Source organism: Glycomyces sp. MUSA5-2, assembly GCF_037034145.1.
GTDB lineage: Bacteria > Actinomycetota > Actinomycetes > Mycobacteriales > Micromonosporaceae > Glycomyces > Glycomyces artemisiae.
This window is the reverse complement of record NZ_JBAGKG010000002.1, coordinates 135,378-159,417: the sequence shown is the minus strand read 5'-3', so window position 1 is coordinate 159,417 and position 24,040 is coordinate 135,378. Positions and strand designations below refer to the sequence as shown.

The window sequence follows — 24,040 nt, the reverse complement described above, 5'->3', positions numbered from 1 at the left end:
GGGGCTAAGCTGCCAGCATGGCACACGGCCCGTCCCCCTTCGGGGTCCCGCAGCAGGCGGGGCAAGGGAACCAGCACGAACCGGGATTCGACTGGGACGAGTACGACGAGCGCGCGCGGATGAACGCGCCGACCGTCCGTCTCAGCGAGGAGGAGCGCGCGCAGCTCGCACTGGACGCGACGCGCTCGCCGGAGGAGGAGATGGAGGCGCACCTGGAGAGCATCCAGGCCTCGCGCCCCCTGCGCCGCGCCGCCCAGCGGGCGCGGCGCCGCACGAAGTGGTGGCTGGTCGCGCTCGCGGTCGTGAGCGGCCTGGCGGTCGCGGCGGCGTGCACGGCGGGCGCGTTCATCGTGCTCCGCGAGGGCGAGCAGGACCCGGAGGCGCCGAACGGGGGCGTCGCCGACCAGGAGTCCTCAGTGGATGACGCGTCGGGCGCGCCCGAGGTCGTCGACCCGATCGCGAGCCGCGAGACCGACGCCGCGCCGTTCACCGCCGAGGAGCTGTTCGGCACCGGCCCGCTCGCGCCCGCGGGGGCCGCCGGGACCTACGAGGTCCTCCAGACCGAAGAGCTCACCGACTGCGCCGAGGCCGCGCTCGACGAACTCGCCGACCTCCTCGCCGACGCCGACTGCACGCAGGCCGCGCGCGCCACGATCGTGAACCCCGACGGCGAGTACGCCGCCACCGCAGGCGTCCTCAACCTCGCCACCGCCGAAGAGGCCGAGGCGATCCGGGCCGCGATCGCGAGCGACCTCGACGGCGGATTCGCCGTGCTGCGCACCGACGGCGACGCCGCCGAACTCGGCCGCGCCGACACCCAGCTGGGCTACAACACGTACGGGCACTACCTGATGTTCGTCGTCATCGGCCGCACCGACGGCGAGGCGCTCACCGAGGCGAACGACGCGGTCCGCACCGTCGTCGGCGATGTCCTCGACATCTGGTTCGTGGACCGGCTCAGCCCCCGCCGCGACGTCCAGTAGGGACGGGAACTCCAGCGCCGCCCGGCCGTCGGCCGGGCGGCGCCGTCATGTCCGGCTCGTGAACATTCGCCCGAAACCCTTGCCTGAGCCCATGATCCCATGTTTACATCGAGGGAGGCCGATGCACCGGATCCCCCGTCAGCCTGCCCCGCAACCGGTTCCCCATCACCTTCCCCCATCGCCTCAGGAGCCCCGAATGTCATCCTGGACCCTCACCCGCCGCGTCACGGCCGCGCTCGCCGCCGCCGCGCTGGCGCTGCTCGGCCTCCTCGCGGTCGACGCCGCCCCCGCCGAGGCCGTGCGCCCGCCGGGCATCCCCTCCACCGCGACCGCGCAGTCCGAGCTGAACGCGCTCACCGTCGCCGCCGAGTCCCACGGCTCGACCTACGACCGGGACCTGTTCCCGCACTGGAAGTCCGTGAGCGGCACCGGCAGCTGCACCGCCCGCCAGTACATCCTCAAGCGCGACGGCCAGAACGTCGTCACCTCCGACGGCTGCCAGCCGACCTCCGGCAACTGGCAGTCCGACTTCGACAACACCTGGACCACCTCGGTCTCCAACGCCACCATCGACCACGTCGTCGCGCTCTCCGAGGCGTGGGCGTCGGGCGCGTGGGCCTGGACCACCGCCGAGCGCCAGGCGTTCGCCAACGACATCAACTCCCCGCAGCTGTGGATCGCCACGACCTCCGCGAACTCCTCGAAGAGCGACTACGACCCCGCGGAGTGGATGCCCTCCAACAGCTCCGTGCGCTGCGACTACGTCAAGGCCTGGACCCACGTCAAGTACCTGTACGACCTGACGATCGACTCCGCGGAGAAGACCGCCATCCAGTCGCACCTGACGAACTACTGCGGCTCCTCCGGCGGCACCCCCACGGGGTGCACCGGCTCGAACACCACCGCCGGGACGATCACCGAGGGCGGCACGATCACCCGCGCGATCTCCTTGAGCTGCACCGGCTCCGCCTCGACCGCCAGCTCGGTCACGGTGAGCATCACGCACCCGTACTACGGCGACATCCAGGTCCAGCTCCAGGCCCCCGACGGGACCGTGCGCACGGTCCAGGCGTCGAGTTCGAGCACCGGCAACTTCGGCAGCCGCACCTACAGCCTCAACCTCTCCAGCGAGGCGAGGTCCGGCACCTGGACGCTGCTGGTGACCGACACCTACAGCGGCGGCTCGACCGGCACGTTCAACAGCTGGTCGCTGAGCATCTAAGCACTCCCCCGCGGTCCCCCAGGGCTCGCGCGGAGGGCCGGGCGCATCGCGCGCCCGGCCCTCCACTGTATCCACCGCGGAACCAAGTATGTCCTATGTAGTCAAGTACTGGCGTTCAGTCGCTCATCCGGGCGCTCCAGTGGACGCGCTCGGAACCCTCCGCACCCTGGTCGCTCCACTGCGGCGTCTGCGTCAGGTACAGCAGATAACCCAGGGCCGGGCCGACGATCACGCCCGCCAGGCCCACGGCCACCAGCAGCCCCTGCAAGGTCGCCCGCGCGCCCGCCGCCTCCGCGATGGTCACCTGGTCGACCAGGACCCACGGGTACTGGCCGATCCCCCAGCCCGCCATCACGGCCGCCACCGCGACCACCGCCGTCACCCGCGCCAGCCCGAACCGCCTGCGCCACAACAGGACCAGCGTCGCAGCCCCGCCGAGCGCGGACAGCGCGATCACCGGCGCGGCGCGGCCGATCAGGCCCTCCCACAGCGTCGGCGCGTCGTGCTCGATCGGGATGAGCCCCGCGAAGACGATCAGGCCCGTCGCCGCGCCGACCACGATGGACCGGCGCCGCATCCGCTCCGCCAGCGCCCGCCGGCCGCGCCGGGCCGCGTCGGCGGTGAGGAACGACCCGGCCAGGAACGCGCACGTGCCCACCGAGATCGCGCCCGTCAGCAGCGGCGTCGGCGCGATCCACGACGACCACGCGTCCCCGTACCCGCCCGCGGGGACCCGCCCCGACGCGAGCGACCCGGCGATCGTGCCGAGGAAGAACGGCGCGAGCACCGAGGAGGTCGCGAACACGACCCCGAACAGCCGCGCCTGCGCGAGCGTCTCGCTGTACTTGCGGAACGCGAAGCTCGCGCCCCGCAGCACGATCCCGACCAGCGCCAGCAGCAGCGGCACGTACAGGGTCGTCATGGCCGCGGCGAACGACTCGGGGAACCCGGTCCACCACATCACCAGCACGTAGATGAGCCACACGTGGTTGGCCTCCCACACCGGCCCGATGCTCTGGTCGATGAGGGTGCGCACCTCGGCGCCCCGGCGGCTGCCGCCCGCGGTCAGGTCGTGGAACCCGGACCCGAAGTCGGCCCCGCCGAACACGGCGTAGCACAGGACCCCGGCGAACAGCGCTGCGGCGACGGCGAATTCGAGGGTCATCATCGGGCGTCCTCCTTCTCGTCTGCGCCTTTCTCATCCGTGCAGTCGCGGACCTCGTCGGGCCCGTCGGCCCGCGCCAGCGGCGACTGCGGCCCGTACGGGCTCGGCAGGTCCGCGGCGCCCTTGCGCCAGCGCCGGGCCATCGACCGGAGCACGACGATCGCGCCGACCGACATGGCGCCGTAGAGGACGACCGAGCCGCCGTAGATCCCCCACAATCCGCCCGCGTGGTCGCCCGCGGCCTCGGTGGTCCGCATGACGCCGTAGACGATCCACGGCTGCCGCCCGACCTCGGTGGCGATCCACCCGGCCTCCATCGCGAGCACCGCGAGGACGCCCGTGACGGCCATGAACCGCAGGAACCACTTGTTGTCGAGCAGGTCCCGCCTGCGCCATCTGAGGAACCAGTAGAGAGCGACGGCGGCCATGAGCAGCAGCCCGAGGCCGATCATGGCCTGGAACGCGAGGTGGGTGAAGTTGACGGGCGGCTCGTCCTCGTCGGGGATCTGGTCGAGGCCGGGCACGGGGTCGAGCGAGCCCATCGAGATGATCGACCCGAGGTAGGGGATCTCGATGGCGCCCTTGATCTCCCCGTCGATGATGACGCCGCCGAGGCGCAGCGGCGAGGCGCCTTCGTCGGTCTCCTGCGCGAGCTCGAACGCGGCGAGCTTCGAGGGCTGGCGCTCGTCGAGGCCCTCGCCGAGGAAGTGGCCCACGAACGGCTGCGCGAGCGCGGCGATCGTCGCGAACGCGAACGGCACCATGAACCCGAGCCGGTGGTGGCGGTCGCGGCGGCCCTTGAGCATCCCCGCGGCGTAGACGGCGGCGATGGAGAACCCGGCGACCATGTAGGCGGCGACCCACATGTGCGCGAACTGCATGAACGCGTGCTGGTTGAACAGCACCGCCCACGGCTCGATGTTGGTGACCTCGCCGTCGATGACGTCGAAGCCGACCGGGACGTTCATCCAGGCGTTCACGGCGAGCACGCAGTACGTGCCGATGACGCCGGTGATCGCCATGGGCACCACCATGAGCAGGTGCAGCTTCTGCGGCATCCGCCCCCAGCCGTACAGGTAGATGCCGAGGAAGATCGCTTCGAGGAAGAACGCGAGGCCCTCGAACGCGAACGGGAGGCCGAGCACGTCGCCGTAGGTGCCCATGAGGCCGGGCCAGAGCATGCCCATCTCGAAGCTGAGGACGGTCCCGGAGACCGCGCCGATCGCGAAGAGCACCGCGGAGGCCTTGCCCCACCGCTTCGCGAGTCCGAGGGCGACCGGGTCCTTCTTCCTGATGCCGCGCAGGTGCATCGCGAAGATGATCGCGGGGAAGGCGACGCCGAAGCACGCGAGGATGATGTGCCATCCGAGCGACAGCGCCATCTGCTGCCGGGCGGGCATGAGGCCCGCGGGGTCGGCCGCCGCTTCGGCGGCCTGGGCGAGGAGCTGGGTTGCGTCCATGCCTTGAAGATAGGTGCCGGAACGTCCGGATCCACGTTCTTGTGAAAGCTTTCACAAGCCTCGGAAGGTGTGTTCCGAACGTGTTCAAAAACGCTGGGGCCTGCGAAAACACGCGATGCGCTGCAAGTCCGGCCGCGCGGCTAGCGGCCGGAGGCGGCGGCGCTCAATTTTCGATCGGGAGGGGCCGGACGCGGCGCCCGGCCCCTCCGGGATCACGCGCCGAGTTCGGCCGCGATCGCGATCAGGTCGGCGAGTTCGTCCACATCGGGGTCGTCGCTCGCGGCGGCGAGCGCCTCCGCGTCGTCGAGCAGATCCGCACACGTGAACGACGCGGAGCCGCGGAGGACTTCGGCGAACGCCGCCGCGAGGAGCGCGGTGTCGAGCCCCGCATCGGCGTCCACGGCCGCCTCGGCCGACGCCTCCCCGGTCTCGCCGGTCTCGGGGTCGGTCCAGCGGACCGCGACCGAAGCGTACTCCCCCGCCTCGCCGGTCGGCGTGACCGCGTACAGCGCCGTGACGGCGTGGCCGGGCCCGACCTCGCCCGCGTCGACCGAGTCGTCCTCGAACTCGTCGTCGTCCAGCGCCCGGTTCTCGAACCCGATGAGCCGGTAGTCGGCGACCGTGGCCGGGTCGAACACGACCTGGACCTTCGCGTCCTCCGCGGCGACGCCGAGCGTCGAGGTGAGCCGCTCGGAGAACACCTCTTCGGCCCCGCCCTCGGACGCGAAGTACACGGCCCAGCCGTTCCCGTTGTCCGCCAGCTGCTCCAGCAGCTCCTGGTTGTACGAGTCGCCCACGCCCACCGTGAGCAGCGTGATCCCGTCGGCGATCTCGCCGCCGATCTCCTCCAGCATCGCGTCGTGCTCGGTGAGGCCCACGTTCGCCTCGCCGTCCGACAGCAGGATCACCCGGTTGTCGCGGTCCGCGTCGAAGGACTCCGCGGCCAGCTCGTACCCGTCCTCCAGGCCCGCCTGCATGTTCGTGGACCCGCGCGCTTCGAGGTCGTCGATCGCGTCGCGGATCTCGTCGCCGTCGGCGACCTCGGTCATCTCCAGCAGCACGTCGGAGTCGGTCTCGTACGTGACGACCGCGACCGAGTCGGTCGGCCGCAGCTGCCCCACGAGCATCGTCAGCGAGTCGCGCACGATCTGGATGCGGTCGCCCTCCATCGAACCGGAGACGTCGATGACGAAGGTGAGGTTGACGTCCGCGCGCTCCTCGTCCGGGACGGTCCGCGTCTGGAGCCCGACCCGCAGCACCTCCGAGGCGTCCCCGGAGTCGTACCAGTCGGGCAGCTCCTGGCGGTCGAACCGCACCGAGAAGCCGTTCCCTTCGGGCTCTTCGTACCCGTAGTCGAACGAGTTCGCGAACTCCTCGGGCCGGACCTGGTCCTGCGGCGGCAGCTCGCCGTCCAGCAGGGCCCGCCGGGCGTAGTCGTAGGACGCGGTGTCGACGTCGACGGCGAACGTCGACTCGGGCTCCTCGGAGGGGTCGACGGCCTCGTTGACCTCGTACATCTCCGCGTCGGGGTCGTAGGGCTCGACCGCGCCCGGCGCGGCCTGGCCCGACATGTCCGCGGTCGTGGCGCTTTCGCCGCTGTCCTCGGAGCAGGCGGCGGCGAACGCGAGCAGGGCCGCGGCGGGTATGGCGATGAGGCGTCTCATGGGGGTCTCCTTCTCAAGGGGTCCCCCATGAGACGCCCGGCGCGCGTCCCGGTTCCGCCTGTGGCCGAACCGTAATCGAGCGGTCAGCAGGAGCGGTACCGCTTCGGGAGCTTGAACCCGTAGTCCTGCATGACGTTCCGCAGCACGTCCGGGTAGTCGGTGATGATGCCGTCCACCCCGTCGTCGATGAGCTTGCGCATGGTCGCCTCGTCGTCGACGGTCCACGGGATCACCTTGATGCCGTAGTCGTGCGCGTGGTCCACCATCGCCTCGGTCACGTACGGCACGTAGTCCGCGTCGCCCACCTTGCCGTTCTGCGGGGACCCGTGGACCGGCGAGAACGCGTCGGCGCCGAACGAGTCGATCGCCGCGATCGGGTCGCCCCCGAAGTCGTCGATGTCGATGCCGCCCAGCCACGGCGACGCCCCGGGCTTCCCGGTCTGGAGGAAGTCGATGTTCGTCAGCGCCACGAGCGGCAGCTCCGGCGCGGTCTCGCCCATGAGCATCAGTGCGCCCCAGTCGAAGCTCTGGATGGTCACCTGTCGGCCGATCCGGGCCTCCCGGATCTCGGCGACCACCGTCTCCACGAACGCCTCGCGCGGCGCGGTCTCCTGCGGCGCACCGGCTTCGACCTTCGTCTCAATGTTTAGCTTCACGCCGTTCGCGCGGTACTCGCGCACCAGGCCGAAGACCTCCGACAGCAGCGGCATCGGCTCCCCCGGGTGCAGCTCCTGCCCGGGGAAGGCCGCCTGCGCGAGGGACCCGCAGTCGAGCGTGCGGACCTGGTCGAGGGTCAGGTTGGTGATGTACTTCCCGACATAGGGGTACTCGGGGTCGCCCGCGAACGCCGGGGCCGTGTCGAGGCACTTCGCCCCGGAGACCTTGCGGTCGTGGGTGACGACAGCTTCGCCGTCCTCGGTGATCTGCACGTCCAGCTCAAGCGTGGACACACCCAGTTCGAGGGCGTTCGCGAACGCGGGCAAGGTGTTCTCGACGACGAGGCCGATCCCGCCGCGGTGGGCCTGAAGGTCGAAGTCGCGCTTCGGGTGCGCGTCGGCGGGCGAGGGCATGGCGATGAACAGCGCGGAGGCGGCCACGACCGCCACCGCGCCAGCGGTGAGCAAACGTCTCATCGCCTCAGCCTGGAGGTTCGGACTGACGGGTGGGTGAATTGCGGCCTGCTGGCTGGTGACGTTTCAGCCTGCGGGTCGCATTGGGTCCTGGTTAGAGCGGGCAGCGACGAAGAGGTCCCATTGCGCTTGGGTTGGGTTGGCGGCCTTGGGGTCCGCGGGTGGTTCGGGTGGGGCTGGGTGAAACTTCCTCACCAAAGATCACCCTTCTGGGTGTTGACGCACTTTAGCACACAGAGTCACAATTGAAGCACGATCATCGAACAGGCAGACGGAAACAGGCGAGAGATTCGAGAACAGCGACAGGCGAGGGGGTGATCCCGATGGCGACCAACACGATCCAAGCCCGCAGCAGCAGCGACCAGGCCCAGACCATCCGGACCCTCCTCGACACCGCCGCCTCGGTGGTCAACTCCCAGTACGCCCAGGTCCTCGCCGCGGTCATCGACGCCAAGCAGGCGAACCTCCACCGCACCGCCTTCGGCTTCTCAGCCCTGCGCGACTGGCTCGTCTCCACCTTCGACTTCACCCACCGCACTGCCTCGGACATCGCGGCCATCGCCCGCCTCTCCACCAAGTTCCGGGCACTGGTCGAAGCAGCCGTCTCGGGGCAGGCCAGGATCGACCAGGTCGCCTACGCGGTGCGGCAGTTGGACCGGACCCCAGCGGTGCGCCTGTTCGCCCTCACCCCCTTCCGCACCCCGGTCCCCTCCCCCTTCGATGCGGACACCCTCTGCGCGACACCGGAACACCTCATCGCCCAGTACTGCACCCACGCCCCCTTCAAAGACCTCCAACGGCACCTCGACGAACTGGCCGCCCACCTCGCCGAAGAGTCCGAACTCCTCGACTCCCTCGGCGAGCAGTCCCTCCAATGGATCGAACTGGCCGAGACCGACAACGGCATGTGGGCCCTCTCCGGCGAACTCTCAGGCGACACGGGCAGGCTCCTCGACAAGTACCTCAAGACCGCCTGCCCGCCCCCGCGCCAAGACGAGGCCGATAGTGAGGGTGTGCTTCCGGCCCAGCCGAACCGGCACGCCGAAGCCCTCCACCAGCTCCTGGCGGGCTACGGCACCAGCCCCGACGCAGTCAAGCGCCACGGCCACACCGCCACCCTGGACCTGATGGTGGACATCGACACCTTGCAGGGCAAGGACACCGGCCGCACTCCCCTCCTGGAGGGCCAGCCCATCTCAGTCGCCAAGGCCCGCTACCTCGCCTGCGAAGCCGGGATCATCCCCGGCGTCTTCAACTACGCCACCGGCGAGGCAATCGAACTCGGCAGAGCCGCCCGCCTCCCGAACCAGGCCCTGCGCCGCAAGCTCGAACTGGAGCAGCGGGAAGGGTGCGCCTGGTCCGGCTGTACCAGGCCGGTCGCCTGGACCGAAGCCCACCACATCACCCACTGGGCCGACGGCGGCGACACCAACGCCGACAACCTGATCCTCCTCTGCCGCTTTCATCATGGCCGCATCCACATACACAATATCAAACAACAAAACAAAGTTGATCACGCCTGCTAGGGACCCATTACGCCCAACTACATTGATTTCGACAGGTGGTTTGGGACGCGCTCGGGCGGAAAGTTTGGGTCGCAGTGCGGGCGGCGAGACATCGATGGACGCTGATCGACGGAAAGTCGGGTCGCAGTGTTCGGGCGGAAAGTTTGGATCGCGCTCGGCCTGGCTCGATCCGTGCCGGGACGGGTTCGGGCGGAAAGTTTGGGACGCGTCCGACCTTGGGTAGCTGAAGGATCTCTCTGTTTTAGGCTCTGCGCCATGAGCTTTCAGGCCGGACAGACAGTCCTCCGCCGGGACATCCATCACGATGGCCGCATCACCTCAGCGATGGCGGCGCGGGTCGTCGCCGACGACGCCCGCGGACTGATGACCTGGACGGCAGAAGGATCGCAGGTCATGTGGCGAACAACGTTGAACGGCGAGCGTGTCCGCAAGTTCAGCGTCGACGAGCTGGCCGTGGTCCCGACGATGCTGTCTCCGGGGCGGTGGGCCGGGACCAATGTCCTGTGGCTCACCCCGCCGGGCGCCTCGCATTCGATCTGGTGGTTCTTTGACGCCGATGGGGTCTTCTTCGGCTGGTATGTGAACTTGGAGACGCCCTCGCGGCGATGGTCGGGCGGCATCGACATGACCGACCTGGTGCTCGACATCTGGGTGAGACCCGATCGGTCATGGAACTGGAAGGACGAAGACGAGTTCGCCGAGCGGACGGGCCATCCCGACTACTGGTCGGTGGAGGAAGCGGCCCCGATCAGGGCCGAGGGCGAACGCGTGATCGCGTTGATCGAGGCCGGGGCGTATCCCTTTGACGGAACCCTGACCGAGTTCAAGCCGGACTCGGAATGGGAGCCGACGGTGCTGCCGCCGCTGTGGGATCACCATGTCCCGGCCCTCCCTCCCGCGATCGTCCGCTGACGGGCGCTTCGGCTTGCGGGAGATCGCGCAACCGGATGCGTTTCGATCACGCCTGCCGGGCGTCGAGGTGTCTAGGATCGGGTGTGGTCGGGTCCCTCACGCATCAGGTCGAGCGGTCATGCACCCGTAGAACCCGGCGCGGAACGCCGCCAACGACCCCGCGGCATCAGCGAGCCCGCCATCGGGAAGAATAGACAACCGAAGCCCTTGCTGTTTGTGATTCCTTGTGTCGCAACAAGAATCATCGAGCAAGGGCTTCACTTGCGTTCAACCGGGGACACCTAACCAGCACCGCTGGTTAGAGATCACTAGTGGTCAGAGCGGCTACCCTGCCGCCAGATCTCCATGAGCTGCATGGCGTTCAGATGGACCAGCCTCGCCAGTCCGTGGAGGAGGGCCGCGGCGACGAACGCAGCGATTGCTGAGCCGGCCTCGATGTGCGAGGCGCCATTGTTGCCAAGTCCGGCCATGGCGAGTGCGGTGAGCGCCACGAGGACAACCGCGACCAGATTCAGTCCAAGCGCGGTCCCACCGGCCCGGTTCACGGCTCGCTCGATCTCCCTGTCAAAACCATCCATCGCCACACCATAAAAGCCGTCGGCCAGCACGAAGCGACGCAGTCACTTCAGGTGAGGTGGAGCCCCCGGCAGACGGAGGCGAGGATAAAAACCAAGTTAGTACCGATCGTCGGTCGAGCATGAAAATCGAATGCATACACTTCAAATATTGACAAGTCACTCAACGGTGTCCAGAACGTATCTGGTGTAGCGGGCTTGGAAGTAGCCGACGACGCGCTCTGATTGCTTCTGGATACTGCGGAGCACGGAGCGGGTCTCGGCGACCAGCTCTTCCCTGGTGGTGATGACCTTGTCGGCGAGCTGGCGTTTCAGGTCGGCGTTGACCAGCTCGTCGGGGTTGAGGTGCGGGGCGTAGGAGGGCAGGAAATGGAGCTCGATCGCGTCGGCCCTGGCGGTGACCCACTCCCGTCCTCGCGTCGAACTTCCCGGGGAAGATCGTGAAGTACCGCTTGCCCCGGGTCGAGATCGCGCTCATCGCGTTCAGTCCGAAGCGCTTCCCCGTCCGCGCCAGGACCGGCGTCTTGCCCCGCTCGCCCCACGTGCGACCCGAGAGATGGTCCGAACGCGCCCCGACCTGGTCTGCGAACATGACCACCGCGTCCTCGGCTTCGGCCTTGGCCCGGATGGCCGGGAACTCGCTATTCGTCCAGGCATCCATCGCTTCAGGGTCGGCCTCGCGGGCGCGGTGGTCGGGACGTTGGAAGGAAAGGCCGAGCCGGTCGAGCAGCTTGCACCTCCCGCCGTGGGAGAACCGGACACCGAAGTGCGCCTTGATAAAGGCATGGACCTTCCCGGTCGTCCACAACAGCCCGCCCAGGCCCAGATCCTCGGGAGTGAAGTCCAGGATCGTCTGGCGCACCGCGGCCTCCTCGGACTCGCTCAGGAACCGCCCCGACCCGGTCTTGCGGCCGGTCTTCTGCGACCGGAGCCCTTCGGCGCCATCAGCTTCCCGGCGGGCCCTCCACCGCCCGATCGACTTCGCCGAGACCCCGAAGATCCCCGCCGCACCCGCTTCCCGGGTGTTCGCTGCAGTCCGTGATCCCGGCCGCGCCCCGGCACTCGCCGCTCAGGCCACCGACAGGCTGGAGGTGATACCCCTGGACGTACGGTCACAGCGCGACATCGACGCCGCAGGCGAGCTGGTTGCCTCACGATGCGGCGGGCTGGACCTGCTGGTCAACAACGCCGGGATCCTTCATCACAGCGCCAGACTCGCCGATGTGGACGGGAAACAGATGCTCGACCTGCTGAGCGTCAACACGGTCGGCCCGCTGCTGGTAGCCCAGCGGTTTCTGCCACTGCTGCGCCCAGCTGCACGGCTCGTCAACATCACCATGCCGACCCGAGCGCTCGGCGATCTGAGCCGCACCGAGAATCATGCATTCATCGCCAGCCGGTACGCGCTCAACGCGCTTACCCGCATGATCGCGGTGGAGCTGACCGACACCAGCCAAGTGGTAGCGGCGTTGTGGCCCGGATATCTGCGCACCGACCTCAACGACCACGCGGAGAAAGCCACCCCGCTCGATGAGGCGATTCCGGGCGTCGCCGACCGCATCGAACAGCTCGGGCCCGCCGATCACGGAGCCTGCGTGCTGCCCGACGGCACACACTTTCCCTGGTGAACGCGTCGCTAGGAATCCATTGAACTGTGGACACCGTTGAGTGACTTGTCAATAACGCGAAATCATGTCCTCTTCTCGAGGGAACTCCCATACAGACTTCCGCCTGATACAACCCATCCGAGTTGGAGAACCGGAAACGACTACGGCCTGAAACCAGCTCCAAGTAATCCGCTACCAACAATTGAATTAAGCGACGCCAAGTAATCCCGGGCTTTGGCCGGGTCAAAGAAGACCAACAAACTATCCGGGATGTACGTTGGACGCCCATTTTCAATCTTCCCAAGCGAAATCACGAGCTCGCGCCCCTCATCGACCAGTACACGGAATGCACAGGGTGACCTTTTCGCACCTTCGTTCGGTATGTGCCAAACCGGTTCAAGCCCGAACACTCGGATTGGAATGAGACGATTCCAATCATCAACCTGGCTTACGTCGACTGGAGTACCGAAAAGACCGTCATCAGCTTCGCCCGGAATTCTCTGCTCGAGGGCGACACCCTCCTCGATTCCGTTCATCGACCAACTAAAGATCAGCGAACGATCGTCCTGAGTTTGAAACTGAACCGCCATGTCAACCTCGTGAGTGCCTCGTGCTTGATGCCCTGAGGGCCAGTCCTCCCCTAGAGGTGAAACATAACGCACCAATACTACGGTATTCAAAAGTATTGGTTTAGCCCATTCTCCGAGACTATTGTCGAGAGGGCTAGCATTCCAAGGCTCGAGTCTCATTCCGCTAATACCTCCCAAAGTACTGGAACACACCATTTGAATCGAATGTAGCGCCGTAACCGCGTCCGCCATCTTTCCCCGGCATAATGAATCGTACCCCGCCAGCGAAGTTGCCTGAATTGACTTGCTCAACTTTGGTTCCCGGATTCGTGAGAATGTCCTCAAGAAGATCCTGTCCCGTCGAGTTGAGGTTTCGTCCTTGAACCTGATCAAGGTCACCACGGTTCATATGCTTTTGATACGAGCGGCCTGCGACGGTAAGACCGTTCTTGTCAGGCCTCAGCGCGCTAGACGCAAGAGAATCCAAGTCCCACATGCAATTGTGAGTTAGAAGGGCCGCGTCGTCAGCAGCCACAAAGTAAGTATGCGTCTCGGCTACGCTGAGGTTGAAAGTTTCCTGGGGCGCAGCCAGCGCCGTGACCGCAGTAACGGGACTCCAGGTTCCCGAGGAGGTCTTGATCCAAGAATTAGTTGTCAGATCTCCGGCGTTAACCCAAGTACCAGTATCGCCTGACCGAGGGTTCTCTTCGACGTCAACAGCCCAGAAAGCGTGACCCTGGGTTGTTAGAATCTCGCTGTCAGTTCGACCATCGTTGTTCGCGTCTACGCCGATAGTGACTAGGCTTCTAACTTGCTCAGGCGTCGCAAAGGTGTTGAGGACCGCAGAGGAAGTAGTCTCTCCAGTAAGCATGTCCACGGATAGAACATTCTCACCTGCATTGACTTCTTCAATTGGCCTCTTCGAGCCGTCAGCCATTAGGATAAGCGTGCCAGCCTCGAAGGACTTACATGAACTTCGGAAATAGGTGCGCAGACTAGTGTTCGTCTTCACCCACGGCATCGAAAAGGATGCACTTCCAGCCTGGAGAATGCCGCCCGAGAGATCGGCAATCCAAGCTGCAGCCATATGGTTACTCTCCGCAGCATCCATCGCCCAGGCTTGATCCAGGATCATCCTCTGATCATCGAGTGTCTCTAGATAGTCCATCTGGCAATTGTCGACCACATTCGCGTAGTAGTCGCCACCGAAACATAGGTCAGTTGTCGCCCACGCAATTTGAGTTGGGTCGAACATTTCAGTAACAACGTCGGGATTTTCACCAATATCATAAAGATATTCCTCGATCTCCTCAACGAGTTCCTGAAGATCTCCCTGCCACATATCACAAGGCACACCTACAGCACCTTGCAAGAAGTAGACACAACCGCCTTCGCCATCTGAGTACTGCTCACCATAGATTGTGCCATCGTCACTAGCCGCGATTGCAGTAGGTCCATTGGACGAGCCTCCACCACTGCCTCCGCCACCTGTGCTCGGTCCAGATCCGGCGCAGGGACCCTCCCAGGTGCCAGGGATGACGCTGGGTCCGGTCGCGCATAGCCCGGTCGGATCGGAGAGGTTGACGGGGTTGTTGTTGGAGTAGGCGTAGCCGTTGAGTTGCTGCGGATCGGTGTAGTCGGCGACTGGGTCGACCGATACGAAGCGACCGAAGGTCGGGTCGTACTCTCGGGCGCCGATGGTGGTCAGGCCGGTGGTCTCGTTGTCGATGCCGCCGATGAAGCCGCGTTCGTCAGGCCAAGTGCCAAGGGTGAGGCCGCGTTCGTTGCCGAAGGGGTCGTAGCGGCGGACGGTGGCGGTGAGGGTGCCGCCGTTGACGATCCACTGCCCGGTGCCGTGATGGTCGCCGGACAGGAAGAGGATGTCTCCCAGGCCGACGCGTTGGGCGACGACGGAACCACCGTGGGTGTAGTACCGCGTGGCGACCTTGGTACCTGCGGCGGCGTCGTAGTGGAGTTCGTAGCCGGCGACCCAGGCGGTGATGTCGCCGTTGGGGTCCTTGCGGACGAGCCGACTGCCGTCGGCGTCGTCGTAGAACCGGGTGACGTTTTCGCCGTTCGTGGAAGTGGCCAGGCGGCCTGCAGAGTTCCAGTCGAGCAAAGTCAGGTCGCCGCCGCTGGCTCCGCGGTCGATGGAGGTGGTGTATCCGGTCGCGTTGTAGGTGAAGTTGGTGTTCTCTTCGCCGTTCTCAGTGGTGGCGACGTTGGTGAGGGCGTGGGTGCCCTGCTCGTAGGTGTAGGTGTCGGTGAAGCGGCCGCTCGTGGTCCAGTGCGTTTCGCTGGTGCGGTTCCCGGCGAGGTTGTACTCGTAGGAGGACCAGTAGGCGCCCGGTCCTCCGACCGACGCGTCGGTCGGGGTGTCAGCACATTCGGTCGCTCCGGCTTGGGCCCAGGCTTCGGTGAGGCGGTTGAGGTAGTCGTATTGGAAGCACTGGGTTTCGGGCTGGAGGGCGTCGGAGGTGTGGACTGGCTGGTCGGTGATGGAGAGGATCTTCCCGGCGTCGTCGTACTCGTAGGAGAGTGCGGCGATGCCGTAGTTGGTGCCGTCGAACTCGCCGGCGGTGTCCTTGTCGAAGTAGAACTCGGCGAGCCGGCCGGTGCCCTCTTCGTAGATCCATGTCTGCCACGTCTGGCCGGAGGTGCCGCCGACGTCGGCGGGGTCGCCGAGGCGCCGTTGGAGCAGTTGTCCGTACGGGGAGTAGACGGCGTCGTCGACGTAGATGGTGCCGGTGCCGAAGTCGGCGCTGGTGCCCGAGACACGGTCGGGCTGACCCATCTCGTCGTACCCGTAGGTCATGGTCTCGGCCTTCAGGCCGCCGGTGGCGTTGCCGACCGAGGTCCGCATGCTGCCATCGGGGTTGTAAGTGAACGCCTCGTAGTAGGAACCTGCAAGGCCGCCTGCGGCGGCGGGGAGTGTGGTCAGGACCTGTGTGGGACCGCCGGTGACGTCGTAGCGGCGGTACTCCTGGACCCAGGCTTGATTGTCGACGTAGTTGATCGACTTGTGCAGCGCGCCCTTGCCGTAGCTCGAGGCGGTGTCGTACACCCATTCGGACAGGAGCGTTCTGTCCTCGCCCGTGCCTTCCCACTTCTTGATCTGGCGGCCGAGGTCGTCGTAGTCGTAGGAGAGCGTCGTGTCGTCGTCGGTCGTGTTCGGGTCCCCGATCATGGTGGTGGAGAGGACCTGGCCTGCTTTGTCGTATGCCGTGGTGGTGGTGCCGGTGTCGGGATCGTTAGCGGCCACTTGGCGGCCGCGCAGGTCGTAGTCGAACGTCCATTCGTATCCGGACGGGTCGGTGACCGTCTCCAGTAGGCCCATCGGCGTGTAGGTGTACGAGGTGGTGTCGGGATCGCCGGTCGGGGCATTGCCGTGGTACTGGAGCGCCTGTGCGATGAGGCCTTGCGCGTCGGTGAGCGTCGCTGTCGCCGATGCGCCTTCGGGCGGGGTGACGGTGGTCTGCCAGTAGTCGTCGTTGCCACCGTATGCGGTGGTCGTTCGCCACTGCTCCTCGTCCTTGACGACGAAGACTTCAGCGGTCACGCGGCCGGCGGTGTCGTAGACGTACTCGGTGCGCGCGACGTCGTTGGACCGGGAGATGCGGACCAGATTGCCGGTGGGACCGGATTCGTTGTTGAAGTTGGCGCCGGAGGAGTAGACGACCTGCCCGTACGAGTTGTACTCGGTCTGGTTGATCAACCGACCGCCGTAGGTCTCGGCCTGGGTCTGGCGGGGCCGCATCAAAGCGTCGAAGATCTTGATCTCGGTCAGGTAGGTCTGGTCCCAGATCATGGTCTCGGTGGTGGTGGTGCTCGGGGCGGTGTCGGAGACACTGTAGGTGAACTTCAGGTTCGGGACTTCGGTCGGCGCGTCCTGGCCGGGGTACCAGACAGCGGTCGACCGGCCGATCGCGTCGTAGGTGATCGTGGTCGTGCGGCCTGCCGCAGAGGTGGCGGAGGTGACCGATCCCCAGGACGGGTCGAGGGTCATCGAGTCGACGTGGCCGAGCGCGTTCGTCGTGGTCACTGCGGTGACCGGGCCCGCCCCGGCGGGGGTGTAGGTGGTCGTGGTGACGGCGCCGAGTGGGTCCGTGGAGCTGATCTCACGTCCGAGGTCGTCGTAGGCGGATTCGGCCAGGGTCTCGTACTTCGGGCCGTTGTCCCACCGGTCCAAGGCTTCGGACTTCGTCATCCGCGCAAAGTCGGGTTCCTCTCCGAACGCATTGTCGTCGTAGTAGGCACGGACATCGCTGAGGACATCGCCGGGTCGAGACGGAGTCGTGCCGCAGTCAACGGCCACGGTCTCGATCCTGGAGGGTGCATCGAGAATCCATTTGTCGACGTTGTCGACGTACTCGGTCGTCGTGCACATTTCGTCGCCGGACTGGCCCGTGTCGCCCTCGTTGCTGACCTCCGTTGCACGGCCCTTCGAGTCGTACGTGGTGGTCGCACGGGTCTCGCGCCAGGAGGTGGCTGAGAGTTTGGTGCGGGCGAGGACTTCATCCGGCCCTGTCATCCAGGCCTTCAGGTCCCCGCCGTCATGGGATCTGGTGGCCGTGTTCTTCGTCCAGTAGCGAGTGACGGTCGAACCGATGACGGTGGTGTTGTCGTACGTGATCTGCTCCCACACCTGTCCGGCGAGGGCTTCATGGTCGGGTTCGGAATCGCCTTGCGTGCTCGTCAGCGCGACGTCGCGCTCGCCACCTCCGGGCAGCGGCTGGCCGTCCATGCCCCGGTAGTAGCGGGAGGCGCTCCGAAGCTGAGGACCTGGGTCAGCGGGATCGCCGGTCAGGGTCGTGACCTGGGCGTATCCGCGCCACTGGCTGTAAGTGCGCAGATCGTCAGGCGTGAATTCGGAGTCGTTCCATGCCCAGAGGACGTCGATGCCGCCCCCGGCGGTCGAGTACTCGTAGTAGGTCCAAGCGGTGTCCGCTCCGCCGGTGGTGTCGGTCTCGGCGACGGAGGTGACGACGTACTTGTGGAAGTAGGCGTCGACGGCGTTGTACGTTCCCTCGGGGATCCACTGCGCCGGGTAGCATCGCTGGGAGTTCGATTCCTCGACAGTGGGCAGATCGCCTTCGCCGCAGTCGGGCTCGGAATAGTTGACGGTAGTGACGGCGCCGGTCTCGTTCTTGATCGAGGTCAGGCGGGGCCGCCAGATCATCGGGTCCGCTGAGCCGTCGTCAACTCGGTTGGGAAGGAACTGGGCACCGAATTCGACTGCCGGAGTCGAGATCTCGCCGTCGCCGACATGGCCGGTGTGTTGGATCGCCGCGAGCCAGAGTACGACCTGGGAGTTGTCCCCGTAGTCCTTGAACTCATGGGTGAGTTCCCAGGAGTCGACGGTGTCGAATACGCCCGTGGCCGGGTTCCAGACTTCGGCGATCACCTCACCGAGGCGCTTGGTGGAGAAGAACACCGGCGCGTACTGCTCGCAACCCGTCCCGGTCTCGCAGTCGAGGGTCCATGGTGTGTCGGGCCAGTTCGAGGACTTCGGGTCTCCGGATGTCGTGTAGCAGTCGGACAGGCACCGCTGGTCGGAGAGGAACTGTACTCGTCCGGTTGCGGTCACGGCAGAGTCGTCGCTGCGCAGACCGTACTCGATCCGCTTGATCCAGCCGGATCGCGTGAACGCGACCGCGTTCTCGGTGCTGTCGGCGGCAGGCGAGTAGTATCCGGTCTCGGTGCCGTACACGTAGCGGGTCATGTTGTCGTTGAGGTCGACGACCTTGTCCAGCATCCATCGGTATGCCTGGTTGCATCGGGATCCGGGGAAGTCCCCGGACTTGTAGCATGACTCCCCGGAGTGGTTTCCGAAGACCGGTACGGTCCAGCGCGAGCCGTTGTTCACCGGGTCGGCTGCGAAGAAGTACTGCGTACCGTCGCTGCCGGTCACCTTCCATTGCTCGCTCGTCGCTGTCGAGGCGGTGGCCGCGCTGCCGAGGTGCTCGATGCGCCAGTTCGCGTCACCCGCGGCGCGCCAGGTGCCGCTTTCGTCATCGAGGACCAGTGCGGTGTTGATGCCGCCCAGCGCCATGGTTATGGACGGGGAGTCGCCGTCCCAGCAGAGGTCGCCGGTCTGATCGGTGCCGTTGTTGCCGTCCTGCTCAGCTTCGGAGCCGCATCCGGTGTAGGTGCGTTCGATGAAGCCGGGTGAGTAGCCCCAGCCGTCGCCGATCCACGAGGCCTGGTTGTTCGTCCCGGAGGTCAACCCGTCATGGGAGGCCGACGAGTAGGAGAGGGACAGGCTCGGAGTCGGGCCCGTCGCAGGCGGGACCCGCAGAGCGTACGAGTAGTTGTAGGAGCCCGACGAGCCGCCTTGGGACCAGGAACCGGCCGAAGACAGGTCGGTAGCCGTCCACTGACCAGAGCCTTCGGCGGCGTCGGCCCCACCGCCACCCCAGTTCGTAGCGCTGTCTTCGAAGGCCGACTCCGCGGACCCGACGGACGATACCGAGCTGGAGGAGAACGTCTGCGCATCCCGCTGGAAATCTGCTGCCCAGGCCGGGCCGGAGGTCAGGCCGGCCGTGAGTACGGTTGCCGCAGCCGTCATCGCGAGCAAAACGCGGGACCGGTTCTGCCACGAAGGCAAGCGCATTGAGATCCTCCGAAGCTGGTGCAGAGTTATCGAGGAGGTGGAGCGGTCGGGCATGTCAGCACACTTCTTCGGGGAGTTGCGGATCGACGATTGTGGCGATCTCCCGGCAGTCCAGGGCACCTTGCCAGATGACGGTGTCGTCGACCGCGCCGATGAGGCCGTTGCGGATGGTGCCGTCCGCATTGCCCTCAGCACCGATCACGACAGGCGCTGTCGACGCGGGCAGGACCACGTCGCTCTTGGTCGCGACCGGCTTTCCGTCCACATAGAGCTGCAGTTCATTCTTCAGGAGGTCGAACACACCGACCAGGAACGTATAGTCGTCCGCGACGGGGGTCGCGGCGAACCCTGCGGTCCGCCATCCGTATTCGCTGGTCGGCGGGGCAGCGAACTGCCAGGCTGCGTTCGCCGCCGAATACTTGAGCGTGATCATGCCCCGGCTCTCGCCCGCGATACTCACTGCGACCCCGTCGGCGGCCAGACTGTCGGCGCGAACCCAGGTGGCTACGGTGAACGACGCATCGGTGTCAATCACCTGCCCCGAGGTCTGGGCGAACGCGGTGCCGTCGAACCCGAGCGCGTTGTCAAGCTCGCTGTTCCAACCGATCGTGTACGGATCGACCGTTTCAGAGAACGTCAATCCATGGCCGTTGCCGGAGACGTCCGCGGTTGGATCGACCGGGATCTCAGGATCGGACTGGAAGCTGTTGAAGTCCCACCATGCGGCGATCTCGGCGGGCGGGTTGCCCATGAGTCCGGCGATCTGGGCGGCGTCGACGGCGCCGCGCCAGAGGCTGAGGCCGTGGAGCGCGCCTTTGAGGTGGCCGGTGCGGTAGCCGTCGGAGGTGCGGCCGTTGCAGCCGATCAGTGTCGGCCCCTCGGCACGCCACAGATCGACCGGGACGGTCCGGGTGGAGGCGAGCACACCGTTGAGATAGAGGCTCATCGTGCCCGCAGCGGCATCATAAGTCCCGGCGACGTGGTACCACTCGCCCGGGCTCAGTGGCGCATCAGCCGCGGTAGTCCGCGAGTACACGGTTGGAGCCGTTGCGGTGCCGTCTTCGAGGTTGTCGCTGGAGGTGATCCGCAGTTGGATCTGGTCGGAGGTGAGTTTGCGGAGCACGATCGCGGCGTTGTTGACGCCTGCGATGGCTGCGATGGTGTCGGATTCGCCGGAAATATCGAACTTGACCCAGGAGGCGATGGTCACCGACCGGTCCGTGCTGACGACCGGCTCGGGGTACTCCAGGCACGTGGAGTTGTCCAGCTCAACCGATCCGGAGGGGCGGTGGTAGGGGTCCGATCCGACGGTCAGGCCGTCGGTGTCGAGGTTCCGTCCGTGGCCGGACTCGTCGGTGCCGTCGTCGCGGAAGGTCCAGTCTGCTTGGACGCTCGCGCCGGGCAGGTCGGTCATCGCGGCCTGGATTTGGGCGTCAGTGAGCAGGCCCTGCCAGACGCCGACTTGGTCGATCGCGCCGTTGACCGCGGTCGTAGCTGAGGCGTCGGGTTTGCAGCCGACCCCGAAATCACTGGCGGCGTTCCAAGGGGTGAATGCGGCCGTTCGCTCGGCGACGAGGGTCCCGCCGAGGTAGAGGCGGGTTATCTGCGCGTCGGGGTCGTAGGTGGCGGCGATGTGCTCCCATTCACCGAGCGCTGCGGTGGGTGCGGCACCGATGCTGTACCAGTTCTGGTCGGCGTCCAGGACCGAGAAGTACCACAGGTTCGCGCTCGCGGAGTACCACACTTGGAAGCCCGCGCCGCTGTCGCCGATCTGCGCCAGCGGCCGCTCGGTCGTGTTGTCGACCGTGTCGAGCCGCACCCATGCGGTCAGCGAGTAGGCGCCGCTGGTGAAGATCACGCCGTCGCCGGTGTGCAGGCAGGTCGCACCGTCCAGGGCCAGGGCCGAGTTCGGACGGCCGTCGCGGTCGGTGGTGTAGGCGACCGCGTCCCCGGCCGCCAGGGTGAGGTGGTGGCCTTCACCGGTGTCGTCGGCGGTGTCGCCTTCGAACCGCCAGGCCGCCATGGGAGTCGCCGGGATGTCGTTGCCTGCGAAGAACGTGTACGTCTTCGCGTCGGAGGCGTTCCCGGCCGCATCGACCGCGCGGACGTACAGCACGTGCCGCCCCGCGGTCAAGTTCGCGCGGGTGAGCGTCGCCGTTCCCGTCGAGGCCAGCGACTGGTCGTAAGTGTTCGTCTGCCACGAGTACTCGAAGCGCGCGATCCCTGAGGACACGCCGTTCACCGTCGAGTCGGTGGATTGCAGCGTCAGCGAGAGCGTGTCACCGACCGCGTACGGCGCTTCGGCCCCGGGTGTGACGCTCGGCGTCGAGGGTTTGGTGCCGTCGAGTTTGAACCGGCACGGCGAGGACCACGACGACGTCAGTGAGCTGTTCGTGGCGCTGATGCCCTTGGCATGCCAGTAGTAGACACCGTCCCCCAGCACCGGTGAGGTCGGCACCGTTCTCGACTGCCGGTAGTTTGAAGTCAGCGCCCCGGAGGTGTACTCGTAGAAGGGCGTCTCGTTCGAGCCGGACTCCTTGACCTGCATGGTCCACTTCACCGTGGCATCGGAGGAGCGCACCAGGCCACTCAGTTCCGGGGTCCGGTCGGTGATCCATGGGGTGTCTGCCGACACTGCGGTGCATGAAGCGCCGTTGAGCTGGAGCTTGGTGACCGTGTACGGGATGACGTCGTAGGTGATCTCCAGGACCGCGGTGTAGGAGTCGAACCGGTTCCACTGCAGCAGATCCGGCGAGGGCGACTCATCGGGCGCCCGCAATCCGAGGGTGAGGTTCGCCCACTCGTTGTCCTCGGCCATCTGCACCATGCTCGTGACGTTGAACGACACGTACGCCGACCCGTCGCACAGCGCGCCGTTGTTCGCCGAGGAGATTGCCACGTACTCGTTCCACGACGGCTGGGTGTTCCAAGTGTCGTCCGCGTTGTAGCCGCCGGTGCGGTAGATCCGCGCCGCCCCGTTCGAGCACGACGCCGAATGCCGCTGGACGATCTTGAACACGCCCTTGCTCGGGACCCGGTAGTCGTTCTGCGTGATGGTGTCGGTGTCCATGCGGAACATCGACCGCATGTCGTAGGTGCTGGAGTAGCAGGTCAACTCCGACCAGGAATCGCAGGTCTGCCCGGCCCCGGCGTTGCCATAGGTACTGGTGTTGGACATGAAGTAGTCGCCCGAGGTGTTCTTGCCCCGGTAGAACGTCGAGTCGGGGTACTTGGTGTTCACCAGTCCCCACAGGTTGTCCTGAATGCCGCCATCCCACTGCGGGTCGATCACCACCGGGTAGCGAGTGTCCGCCCCGCGCAACAATTCCAGGTCCGGGCGCAGCACCAGGTCCGCAGACTCCAGAGCCACATCGACCGGCGCAACCTCCTGATCGGGATCGGTCGGGGTGTCGGTGATCAGTGTCAGGTCCGGGACGGTCGCGGTCCCGTCGCTGCCGGCGGGCGATTCCCACATGAGCGCCTCACCCGAGGCCATCTCGGCCTGCCCGTCGACGCTGACCTCGACCGAGCCGGACGCGGACTCGGCCACCTCGACACCGGTAGCCTCGACATCGAAGACGATCGCCTCCAGGTCGGGGTTGGCCGCCGCTTCGGCGTCGGCCACGACCAGGTCATACCGGAAGCCCTGCGCGGTCGCCTCGACCACCAGATCCACCCCGGCCATGACATCGGCGTAGACCGCCTGCGGCCCATCGAGAACCGGCTCAGGGAGCTCGCCGGGCCAGGCGAGGGCGAACACACCGGCCGAACCGTAGTCCACCGTCGCCAACGGCGCCGCACCACCCGCGGAGAACGCCACCTCCTCGGTGATGTTCACCGGCCGCACCGACCCGTCGGAGGCGATCTCGAGCGTCGTGTCGATCGGCGCCCACTCACCAGACTCGTCCAGAGCCTGGATCGGCTCCACACCGATCTGCGCCTTCAACCCCCCCGACGGCAGCGCCACCACGGTCCCGAACTCGCTGCGCTGATCGGTCACCTCCACAGTCCGCCCGCACACCGCCGCCTGCTCGACCGCCTCAAGCTCGCCCTCGATCTCCGCGACCGCACCGGCATCGATAGCGCACGCGGCCGGGGCACCGTCCTCCGCAGAGGCAGGAACCGCCAGCAGTCCCGACGCAATCGAAACCGACGCCGTAAAGACCAGCAGCGGAACACGCCAGCGCTTCGAGTCGCGCACACCGCGGAGAAAGGTCACCGATGCTGCCGAGGCTCCAGAGGCGGAGACAGCGCGAAGGGTGATGGGGGGAAGGTGGGGCTTCACGGGGGTCGCTTTCAGTTATGGGCTCAGCGAGCAGTCGAACACCGACCGCAACGGTATGGAAAGCTATCGGTTGCCGAACCGTCCTGTCAAGACCAAGCGCACCCTCCACAACAACACCAAAAGGGACGAATCATGTCGAACATTCAACACGAATGCCGCCGAAGCTTCCCCTCGAAGCCTTCATTGGCGAACCTCGACTCCGCACACGGCCAGGTCGGCACCGCGGTCACCCGCATTCTGGACCGAGGCCACTACCCTCGGGCCACTCAACACCAGACATCATCACAGCTTGATAACAGGCATACGGATCCCACTCCATCGACAGTGGG

13 protein-coding genes and 1 pseudogene are annotated in these 24,040 nt (G+C 66.3%); 5 read left to right on the top strand and 9 right to left on the bottom strand.

Features of this window, described 5'->3' with window-relative positions:
* Nucleotides 1–17: 17 nt before the first annotated feature.
* Both WA640_RS06430 and WA640_RS06425 read left to right on the top strand, forming a co-directional pair.
* Nucleotides 18–983: a hypothetical protein gene (locus WA640_RS06430; RefSeq protein ID WP_335986737.1), complete on the top strand. Its 966-nt coding sequence runs from the start codon at nt 18–20 to the stop codon at nt 981–983.
* A 196-nt stretch (nt 984–1,179) separates the two neighbouring features.
* Nucleotides 1,180–2,205 (top strand): proprotein convertase P-domain-containing protein, encoded by a 1,026-nt coding sequence (locus WA640_RS06425; RefSeq protein ID WP_335986736.1) that lies wholly within the window; start codon nt 1,180–1,182, stop codon nt 2,203–2,205.
* Between the two features lie 115 nt (nt 2,206–2,320).
* Here the strand turns inward: WA640_RS06425 and WA640_RS06420 are convergent, their stop codons facing one another.
* The 4 genes from WA640_RS06420 to WA640_RS06405 all read right to left on the bottom strand — a co-directional run bounded on the left by WA640_RS06420 (nt 2,321) and on the right by WA640_RS06405 (nt 7,627).
* Nucleotides 2,321–3,370, bottom strand: a complete 1,050-nt coding sequence (locus WA640_RS06420; protein WP_442904706.1) for a cytochrome d ubiquinol oxidase subunit II — start codon at nt 3,368–3,370, stop codon at nt 2,321–2,323.
* The gene (locus WA640_RS06415) at nt 3,370–4,830 is read right to left on the bottom strand and encodes a cytochrome ubiquinol oxidase subunit I (protein WP_335986734.1); all 1,461 of its coding nucleotides are present in this window, start codon (nt 4,828–4,830) and stop codon (nt 3,370–3,372) included. The genes WA640_RS06420 and WA640_RS06415 overlap by 1 nt, the downstream gene beginning before the upstream one ends.
* A 212-nt stretch (nt 4,831–5,042) precedes the next feature.
* Nucleotides 5,043–6,494, bottom strand: coding sequence for a vWA domain-containing protein (locus WA640_RS06410; RefSeq protein ID WP_335986732.1), 1,452 nt, complete (start codon nt 6,492–6,494; stop codon nt 5,043–5,045).
* A gap of 83 nt (nt 6,495–6,577) precedes the next feature.
* Nucleotides 6,578–7,627, bottom strand: coding sequence for a glycerophosphodiester phosphodiesterase family protein (locus WA640_RS06405; RefSeq protein ID WP_335986731.1), 1,050 nt, complete (start codon nt 7,625–7,627; stop codon nt 6,578–6,580).
* A gap of 320 nt (nt 7,628–7,947) precedes the next feature.
* On the opposite strand from WA640_RS06405, the gene WA640_RS06400 reads away from it, so the two are divergent.
* Nucleotides 7,948–9,150, top strand: a complete 1,203-nt coding sequence (locus WA640_RS06400) for an HNH endonuclease signature motif containing protein (RefSeq protein ID WP_335986730.1) — start codon at nt 7,948–7,950, stop codon at nt 9,148–9,150.
* Nucleotides 9,151–9,405: 255 nt separating this feature from the next.
* Nucleotides 9,406–10,062 carry a DUF402 domain-containing protein gene (locus WA640_RS06395; protein WP_335986729.1) on the top strand — a complete coding sequence of 219 codons (657 nt, stop codon included), beginning with the start codon at nt 9,406–9,408 and terminating at the stop codon, nt 10,060–10,062.
* Between the two features lie 308 nt (nt 10,063–10,370).
* Here WA640_RS06395 and WA640_RS06390 read toward each other — a convergent pair whose 3' ends face one another.
* Entirely contained in the window at nt 10,371–10,670 is a 300-nt protein-coding gene (locus WA640_RS06390) for a hypothetical protein (protein WP_335986728.1), read from the bottom strand.
* Nucleotides 10,671–10,796: 126 nt separating this feature from the next.
* Nucleotides 10,797–11,637: pseudogene (locus tag WA640_RS28795) on the bottom strand (IS630 family transposase).
* A gap of 22 nt (nt 11,638–11,659) precedes the next feature.
* Here WA640_RS28795 and WA640_RS06385 point away from each other — a divergent pair.
* Entirely contained in the window at nt 11,660–12,265 is a 606-nt protein-coding gene (locus WA640_RS06385; RefSeq protein ID WP_335986727.1) for an SDR family oxidoreductase, read from the top strand.
* Nucleotides 12,266–12,405: 140 nt separating this feature from the next.
* Here WA640_RS06385 and WA640_RS06380 read toward each other — a convergent pair whose 3' ends face one another.
* The 3 genes from WA640_RS06380 to WA640_RS06370 form a co-directional block, all read right to left on the bottom strand.
* Nucleotides 12,406–12,834 carry a hypothetical protein gene (locus WA640_RS06380; protein WP_335986726.1) on the bottom strand — a complete coding sequence of 143 codons (429 nt, stop codon included), beginning with the start codon at nt 12,832–12,834 and terminating at the stop codon, nt 12,406–12,408.
* Between the two features lie 163 nt (nt 12,835–12,997).
* Nucleotides 12,998–19,480 carry an RHS repeat-associated core domain-containing protein gene (locus tag WA640_RS06375; protein ID WP_335986725.1) on the bottom strand — a complete coding sequence of 2,161 codons (6,483 nt, stop codon included), beginning with the start codon at nt 19,478–19,480 and terminating at the stop codon, nt 12,998–13,000.
* A 1-nt stretch (nt 19,481) separates the two neighbouring features.
* Nucleotides 19,482–23,426, bottom strand: coding sequence for a LamG-like jellyroll fold domain-containing protein (locus WA640_RS06370; RefSeq protein ID WP_335986724.1), 3,945 nt, complete (start codon nt 23,424–23,426; stop codon nt 19,482–19,484).
* Nucleotides 23,427–24,040: the final 614 nt, after the last annotated feature.

Excerpts from the sequence above, each read along its gene's own strand:
- WA640_RS06430 (WP_335986737.1), top strand. The coding sequence starts at position 18 with ATGGCACACGGCCCGTCCCCCTTCGGGGTCCCGCAGCAGGCGGGGCAA.
- WA640_RS06425 (WP_335986736.1), top strand. The coding sequence starts at position 1,180 with ATGTCATCCTGGACCCTCACCCGCCGCGTCACGGCCGCGCTCGCCGCC.
- WA640_RS06420 (WP_442904706.1), bottom strand. The coding sequence starts at position 3,370 with ATGACCCTCGAATTCGCCGTCGCCGCAGCGCTGTTCGCCGGGGTCCTG.
- WA640_RS06415 (WP_335986734.1), bottom strand. The coding sequence starts at position 4,830 with ATGGACGCAACCCAGCTCCTCGCCCAGGCCGCCGAAGCGGCGGCCGAC.
- WA640_RS06410 (WP_335986732.1), bottom strand. The coding sequence starts at position 6,494 with ATGAGACGCCTCATCGCCATACCCGCCGCGGCCCTGCTCGCGTTCGCC.
- WA640_RS06405 (WP_335986731.1), bottom strand. The coding sequence starts at position 7,627 with ATGAGACGTTTGCTCACCGCTGGCGCGGTGGCGGTCGTGGCCGCCTCC.
- WA640_RS06400 (WP_335986730.1), top strand. The coding sequence starts at position 7,948 with ATGGCGACCAACACGATCCAAGCCCGCAGCAGCAGCGACCAGGCCCAG.
- WA640_RS06395 (WP_335986729.1), top strand. The coding sequence starts at position 9,406 with ATGAGCTTTCAGGCCGGACAGACAGTCCTCCGCCGGGACATCCATCAC.
- WA640_RS06380 (WP_335986726.1), bottom strand. The coding sequence starts at position 12,834 with ATGGCGGTTCAGTTTCAAACTCAGGACGATCGTTCGCTGATCTTTAGT.
- WA640_RS06375 (WP_335986725.1), bottom strand. The coding sequence starts at position 19,480 with ATGCCCGACCGCTCCACCTCCTCGATAACTCTGCACCAGCTTCGGAGG.